This window comes from Actinomadura sp. KC345, assembly GCF_004348515.1.
In the GTDB taxonomy this organism is placed as follows: domain Bacteria; phylum Actinomycetota; class Actinomycetes; order Streptosporangiales; family Streptosporangiaceae; genus Spirillospora.
Map to the genome: position 1 here is coordinate 1 of NZ_SMKH01000349.1, position 7506 is coordinate 7506.

Genomic DNA, 7506 nt, shown 5'->3' on the forward strand with positions numbered 1-7506 from the left:
CGGCGGGGTCGGCTCGGGGCCGGTGCCGCGTTCGGCGGCGACCTCGCGCTCGGGGCCCGCGTCGCGTTCGGAGCCCGGGTCGTCCACGTCGCCGATCAGGGCGCGCAGCAGCCGGACCGCCGGGTCGGGGTCGTCTGCCGGGCGAAGGCGCCCGGTGTCGGCTCCGGGGCCGGAGCGGGAGGCGGAGCCGGCGGCGCGGCACGCCGCGAGCGACTCGATGATCGCGTCGGTGCGGCGTACGGCGCCGAGGTCCGCGAGGGCGCCGGGTGTCGAAGGCTCGGCCGGATCCGGGGCGCCCCGCGTGCCAGTGGAGGGGCCTCGTTCCGTCAAGCGATCGACTCCTCTCTGGCCATCGCCCGGAGCCGGGCCAGTGCCCGGTGCTGCGCGACCCGCACCGCACCCGCGGACATGCCCAGCACGTTTCCGGTCTCCTCGGCCGACAGGCCCACCACCACCCGCAGCAGAACCAGCTCGCGCTGGTTCTCGGGGAGGCGCGTCAGCAGGTCGCGGGCGCGCTGCGCCTCGATGTAGCGGACCACCGTCTCCTCGGGGCCGGGACGGTCGTCAGGGCCGTCCGGCAGGTCCTCGGTGGGCACGGCCGCGCGGACCGCGCTGCGCATCGCGTCGGCGATCTTGTGCGCGGCGATGCCGAACACGAAGGACGCGAAGGGCCGCCCCATGTCCCGGTAGCGGGGCAGGGCGGACAGGACGGCGATGCAGACCTCCTGGGCCACGTCGTCGGCGATGTGGTACTGCCCGGAGACCCGGCCGAGCCGGGCCCGGCAGTATCGGACGATCATGGGGCGCACCTCGGCGATCAGAACCTCGATGGCCCCCGGGTCGCCCTGGACGGCGAGGTTCGTCAGCTCCTTGAGGTCGCCGTCGCCGGCTTGTGCCGCGCGCAGCACCCGTATCCCACGGCCGGTGTCGTGGGTCGGCGGAGGCGGGGGCCCTATCGAGGGGTCGATAGCGCGCGCGGCCGTGGTCCCGGCGTAGCTTCCCTCGGTCACGTCAAGCATGATGCCCAGCACTCCCGGGCGTGTCTCCACCGTCGTTTACAACGGAATGGTCACAGTGCTGGAGCAATCCTGGCGATACTACGTTTCGCAGCCACCCGATCACGGACGGTCCGTGGATTCAAACGGTCTTTCCGCGCATGAGATCGAAAACAGCTCATCCAGCTGACAACAGCTCATACGGCAGCAAAACACGAGACCCCCGCCCGGACGGACGGGGGTCTCGCGAACGATCTCCGGACGGACGGGCCGCGGGCCCGTCCGCCAGGGTGATCTCAGTGACCGTGGCCGTGGCCGTGGCCGCCGGCGGCCTCTTCTTCCTCCTCCGGCTTGTCGACCACGAGCGCCTCGGTGGTGAGCAGCATGCCCGCGATCGAGGCGGCGTTGGTGACGGCGTTGCGCGTCACCTTCACCGGGTCGATGACGCCCTGGGCGACCAGGTCGCCGTACTCGCCGGTGGCGGCGTTGTAGCCGTGGCCCGGCTGCAGCTCCCGCACCTTGGAGACGACGACGTAGCCCTCCTGGCCGGCGTTCTCGGCGATCCAGCGCAGCGGCTCGTCGAGCGCGCGGCGGAGGGCCTCCGCACCGGTGGCCTCGTCACCGGACAGGCCGAGGGCGTCGAAGCCCTCCTTGGCGACGTGGACGAGCGCGCTGCCGCCGCCCGCGACCATGCCCTCCTCGATGCCGGCGCGGCTGGAGGAGATGGCGTCCTCGAGACGGTGCTTCTTCTCCTTCAGCTCCACCTCGGTGGCGGCGCCGACGCGCAGCACGCAGACGCCGCCGGACAGCTTGGCCAGGCGCTCCTGCAGCTTCTCGCGGTCCCAGTCGGAGTCGGAGTTCTCGATCTCGACCTTGATCTGGTTGACCCGGGCGTTGATCTCCTCCGCGGAGCCCTCACCGTCGACGATCGTGGTGTCGTCCTTGGTGACGGTGATCCGGCGGGCGCGGCCGAGGTCCTCGATGCCGATGGAGTCGAGCTTGAGGCCGATGGCCTCGCTGACGACCTGGCCGCCGGTCAGGGTGGCCATGTCGCCCAGCATCGCCTTGCGGCGGTCGCCGAAGCCCGGCGCCTTGACGGCGACGGAGGTGAACGTGCCGCGGATCTTGTTGGCGACCAGCAGCGCCAGGGCCTCGCCCTCGACGTCCTCGGCCACGACGAGCAGCGGCTTCTTGGTCTGGGCGACCTTCTCCGCCAGCGGCAGGAACTCCTGCACGTTGGAGATCTTGCCGTCCACGATGAGCACGTAGGCGTCCTCCAGGACGGCCTCCATGCGCTCGTGGTCGGTGACCATGTGCGGCGACAGGTAGCCCTTGTCGAACTGGAGGCCCTCGGTGAACTCCAGCTCGAGGCCCATGGTGTGGGCCTCTTCGACGGTGATGACGCCGTCCTTGCCGACCTTGTCGAACGACTCGGCGATCAGCTCGCCGATCTGCGGGTCCTGCGCGGAGATGGTCGCGACGTGCGCGATCTCCTCCTTGGAGGCGACCTCGCGGGACGCCTTCAGCAGCTGGTCGGAGACGAACTGGGCGGCGGCGTCCATACCCCGCTTGAGCGAGAGCGGCGACGCGCCGGCCGCCACGTTGCGGGTGCCCTCGCGGACCAGCGCCTGCGCGAGGACGGTCGCCGTGGTGGTGCCGTCGCCCGCGATGTCGTTGGTCTTGGTCGCCACTTCCTTGGCGAGCTGGGCCCCCAGGTTCTCGTAGGGGTCCTCCAGCTCCACCTCGCGGGCGATGGTGACGCCGTCGTTGGTGATCGTCGGCGCGCCGAACTTCTTGTCGATGACGACGTTGCGGCCGCGCGGGCCGATCGTCACCTTGACGGCGTCCGCGAGAGCGTTGACGCCGCGCTCAAGAGCCCGGCGAGCGTCCTCCTCGAACTCCAGGATCTTCGCCATGCGGATACTCCTCTTTCACGCGATCCGCCCCGGCAGCCCCGCCGAAGGCGGCGCCGACCGGGGCGGGTGCATCACGTCTCGGTGATTACTTCTCGATGACCGCGAGCACGTCGCGGGCCGAGAGCACGAGGTACTCCTCGTTGTTGTACTTGACCTCGGTGCCGCCGTACTTGCTGTAGAGCACGACCTCGCCGACCTTGACGTCGACGGGGACGCGGTCGCCCTTGTCGTCGACGCGACCCGGGCCAACGGCAAGGACGGTGCCCTCCTGGGGCTTCTCCTTGGCGGTGTCCGGGATCACCAGGCCCGACGCGGTGGTGGTCTCGGCCTCAAGCGGCTGGACGACGATACGGTCCTCAAGCGGCTTGAGGACAACCTTGGTGGCGGTCGTCACGATCTGACCTCCCCTTCGATTGGTCCTCGGCCGGCCATAGCGGGCCGGCCAGCACATGTGACAGAAGAGGCGACCCTGGACCGGCCTGCCGTCGCGGGTGCCAGACCGACCTTGTCGCTGTGTTGGCACTCTCGCTAGGAGAGTGCCAGTCATGGAGACTATTCCGTGCCCGGTAGCCCGTCAACACGGACACGAACGCACTCGGCACCTGGCGCCCGTTGTTCACCCAGGAGCTAACTTCCATTTTATGGATGTCGCGTCGTTCCGAGCCCTGGGCAGCCCCGAAGGGCAGGCACTGCTCAGTGAGGCGTCCGGGCTGGACGTGAGCGAGGACGGGCTGCTCGCGGCGGCTTCCCGGTTGCGCGAACGGCACGACCCCGGGCTCGTCTCGGCGGCGCTGACACAGGTGCGGTTGCGTGAGCGGGCCAGGGTCAAGTTCGGGGACGACGCAGACCGCATGTACTTCACCCAGGCGGGGCTGGAGCAGTCGACCCGCGCGAGCGTGGCCTCGCATAGGGCGCGGCGGTTCGCGTCCTGCGTCCCTGGCGCGCGTGTGCTGGAACTGGGGTGCGGCATTGGGGCCGATCTCGTCGCGCGTGCGCGGGAGGGGCTCGAAGGTGAAGGGGTGGAGCTCGACCCACTGACCACTGAGGTGGCGCAGGCGAACGTCGTCGCTTTGGGGGTGGAGGGTCTGGTCTCTGTCCGTGTGGGCGATGCGGTTGCGGAGCGCCCGGACGGGTTCGGGGCCGTCTTCGCCGATCCTGGACGGCGCACTACGCGAGGCCGGGTGTTCGACCCCCGCTCCTATGAGCCGCCCCTTGATGTCGTCCTCGATTCGGCCGGCCGGGTGCCCGCCGCATGCGTGAAGGTCGCGCCTGGCATCCCGCACGAGGTCGTCCCAGATGGGGCGGAAGCAGAGTGGGTCTCGGTCGGAGGGGACGTCAAGGAAGCGGCCCTGTGGCTCGGTGCGCTCGCTGGGGACGTGGGGCGGCGAGCCACCCTGCTCTCGTCCGACCTCCACCATCCACAGATGTGGACACTGACTCCGCAAGGGCTGGACGACCCGGACGTGCGCCCATGGGGCCGCTACGTGTACGAGCCTGACGGTGCCGTGATCCGCGCTCGGCTGGTGGCTGAGGTCGCGGAGCTGGTCGGGGGCGGGCTCGCCGACCCGCGCATCGCTTACGTGACGTCCGACGCGCTGCGTCCCACGCCGTTCGCGTCCGCGTACGAGATCGAGGACGTGCTGCCGTTCTCGGTCAAGCGCCTGCGCGCGGAACTGCGGCGGCGCGGGGTCGGCGTGCTCACGGTGAAGAAGCGCGGCTCGGCGGTCGATGTCGACCGGTTGCGCCGCGACCTCGGGTTCGGCGGGCGCCGCGCGCCCCGTGGCGCGCCCGAGCTGACCCTGGTCGCGACCCGCGTGGGACGCGACCCGGTCGCCCTTCTCACCCGTCCCGTCCCCCGGCCCTGACCCGCCCGGGGAGCGGTGCGCCCGGGATCGAGTCCAAAGATCTTCCCCGGGGCGCGCCAACGCCAAGGGCGCGCGGGCGGCACGCCATGCCCGTGCAAATCATCGGCGCTTTCCGGCATTGCGTTCACCATGGATTGCGGGCGCCCGGCAAGGTTGAAACGCCGTCCGCGAATCGGCGCACCGGCCGCGACGGGCGGTGAAACACCAAGGCAGGTTCAGCGTCCGGGACTTCGGCACCCCCGAATGCGTCATCAAAATGGCCCGCACCCGCCGTGCGGCATCACGTCCCGCGTGACACGTGTCGGCCGCTGCGTGTTCGCCGGAGGTTCGCGAACTGGCGATGTTGGACGAGATGTACGGACAGATCTCCGGGCCCGCGTCGTCCCGCCCCCGGCCCGCCGGCGTACACATCCCCACGATCTCCCCTTTAACGACGAAGCGGGAAATTGCCCATCTCCCGGCGATCACTCACTATCCGCCGCACCCGGATAACAGGCGCATTCCACAGAACTCACAATGTTCTCTGCTACCCGTTATAGCGGCGCTCCACACGCACTACAGTGGCCTCTCCAGAGATTCATTTGCCGTGCGTCATTTCGTCGCGCCGGCACACGAAGGAGCATCGGGTGGAAACGAATCACAACTTCCTGCAGACGGGGGGTCAACCGGTTTCGGATCGGATGCGGGAGTTGCTCGCCCGTGCGGCGCAGGACCACGTCTATGAACAGCGCTCACAGGGTCAGGTCCTGGACGAGATTCGCCAGCGGCTGGAAGGCATGGAGTGGCTGCTGCGCGAGGTCCGCGAGCGGGAGCTCGGCGGGCTGACCGGGCAGATCGAGAGCGTCCGCGGGCAGGTCGACGAGCTGGCAGGCAAGCCCCCGGAATGGGCCGAGGGCCTGGCCGAGCACATCGAGGCGTTCGGCGACCGGGTCAAGCCCGTCGCCGAGCTTCCCGCATTGTGGGCCGACGTCGGCGTCGTCGCCGAGAACGTCGACGAGGGCCTGACGCGCATCCAGGCCGTCCTCGACTCCGCGCAGCACATCACCGACGCCACGCAGCAGGCGTCGCAGCGCATGGACGAGATGACCAAGCGCCTGGACAAGCTCCAGGGCAGCATGGAGGCCGCCTCCGTCCGCTTCAACCGGCTGGACAAGTCCCTCGCCGAGCTCGGCCACCGGTCCGAGCGGCTGGAGCACTCGATCAACGGGGTCACGGCGCGGGTCGACCAGGCGCTCGGCGAGATGGCCGAGCGGATGGAGCAGGGGCTCGACGCGGTCGGCGGCCGGGTCGAGGGCGTCGGCGGCCGGCTCGACGGGCTGGACGGGCGGCTGGACGGCGTCGACGGCCGCATCGAGGGGCTGTCGGGCAAGGTCGACGGCCTCGACGGCCGGTTCGAGGGCATCGACGGCCGCATCGACGGCGTCGGCGAGCGGATCAGCCGGCTGCCCGCCACGCTGGAGATCGCCGAGCTGCACCGGCTGCTGAACGAGATCGCGCAGCGTCCGGCGGCCGAGTACGGCGACCGGTTCGACGCGCTGGAGAAGCACCTCGCCGAGGCGGTCGACCCGCTGATCGAGGAGCTGCGCGCCCGGCCCGACCGCGACGAGGTCAAGGCCACGATGTCGCAGATCGCCGAGTCGGCCTACAGCGACGTCGCGAAGCGCATGGACGAGTTCTCCCGCCGCTTCGAGGACGTGCACGAGAACGTCCGCAAACGCATCGAGGGCATCCACGAGGAGGTCACCAAGCGGGTCGACGGCGCGCTGGAGGAGTTCACCACGCAGGTCGACATCGTCTCCCGCCGCGTCGAGTCGGTGCACACCGACGTCGCCAAGCAGGTCGAGTCCGTCCAGCACGAGGTGTCGCGGCAGGTCAGCGGCGTCCACGACGACTTCGGCAAGCGGATCGGCGACATCCACGACGACGTCACGCGGCAGGTCGGCAGCATCCACGACGACGTCGCCAAGCAGGTCGGCAACATGCAGGAGGACGTCGCGCGGCAGGTCGGCGGGGTCCACGACGAGTTCGCACGGCGCGTCGAGGGGATGCAGGACGAGGCCGGGCGGCGCGCCGAGGCCGCGGCGGCGGAGTTCGGCAAGCGCTTCTCGCATGTCGAGGAAGAGGTCGGCCGGAAGGTCGACGGCGTCCACGACGAGGTTTCCAAGCAGGTCAACGCGGTGCACGAGGACGTGCTGAAGCGGCTGTCCACGCTGGAGGAGACGATGCTCGCCCTCGCCGAGGCGCTGCTGCGCCCCCGCCGGGAGAGTAAAGACTGACGGGCCGCCCGGGTGGGGCCGTCCGGCCAGGCCCCACCCGCTCCTCTTCCGGAGGCATGCGGATACCCAACGGAATCCGCGAAGTTTGTCCGGCAAAACGGCTAGACGACCGAAGGTGTTCCATCAATACACCGCGATGACCCGCCTCTTGTTACGTTCCGTCTTCACAAAATCACTCCCCATACCCTTCGGAATCCGTTTTGATGGATCAGGTGACCCACACACCGGCTCCCTGCCTCCTGACCGGCGCCCCGCCCGGCGACGCCACCCTGCGCTGGGTGGAGGAGTGCCTCGGCAAGGGCGCCGAGGTCCGCATGGTGCGGCCGCTTCCGGGCGGCATCGCCCACGCCAACCACGCCCTGCTCGTCGAGAGCCGCTCCGGCAGCGCGCACCGGCTCGTCCTGCGCCGCTGGACGTCCCGTGGATCCGCCCCGGCACACCGCCTCCACAGCGC

At 70.1% G+C, this 7506-nt stretch carries 6 protein-coding genes and 1 pseudogene; 3 read left to right on the forward strand and 4 right to left on the reverse strand.

Going from position 1 to position 7506, the window contains the following annotated elements; translation table 11 throughout:
• From E1281_RS34795 to groES, 4 genes are all read right to left on the reverse strand, one after another.
• Positions 1 to 330, reverse strand: a 330-nt coding sequence (locus E1281_RS34795; RefSeq protein WP_207943676.1) for a hypothetical protein, incomplete at its 3' end; no start/stop codon positions are given.
• On the reverse strand, positions 327 to 914 hold the full coding sequence (gene shbA, locus E1281_RS34800) for an RNA polymerase sigma factor ShbA (RefSeq protein WP_131883963.1): 588 nt from the start codon (positions 912 to 914) through the stop codon (positions 327 to 329). The genes shbA and E1281_RS34795, both read right to left, overlap by 4 nt.
• A 377-nt stretch (positions 915 to 1291) precedes the next feature.
• Complete coding sequence (groL, locus tag E1281_RS34805) at positions 1292 to 2911, reverse strand: chaperonin GroEL (protein WP_131883959.1); 1620 nt, start codon at positions 2909 to 2911, stop codon at positions 1292 to 1294.
• Positions 2912 to 2996: 85 nt separating this feature from the next.
• Positions 2997 to 3308 carry a co-chaperone GroES gene (gene groES, locus E1281_RS34810; RefSeq protein WP_207939417.1) on the reverse strand — a complete coding sequence of 104 codons (312 nt, stop codon included), beginning with the start codon at positions 3306 to 3308 and terminating at the stop codon, positions 2997 to 2999.
• 244 nt (positions 3309 to 3552) lie between these two features.
• On the opposite strand from groES, the gene E1281_RS34815 reads away from it, so the two are divergent.
• From E1281_RS34815 to E1281_RS34825, 3 genes and pseudogenes are all read left to right on the forward strand, one after another.
• On the forward strand, positions 3553 to 4776 hold the full coding sequence (locus E1281_RS34815; protein WP_131883961.1) for an SAM-dependent methyltransferase: 1224 nt from the start codon (positions 3553 to 3555) through the stop codon (positions 4774 to 4776).
• A gap of 680 nt (positions 4777 to 5456) precedes the next feature.
• Positions 5457 to 7052, forward strand: a complete 1596-nt coding sequence (locus E1281_RS34820) for a hypothetical protein (protein ID WP_243717714.1) — start codon at positions 5457 to 5459, stop codon at positions 7050 to 7052.
• 212 nt (positions 7053 to 7264) lie between these two features.
• Positions 7265 to 7506: pseudogene (locus E1281_RS34825) on the forward strand (hypothetical protein); the annotation flags it as partial.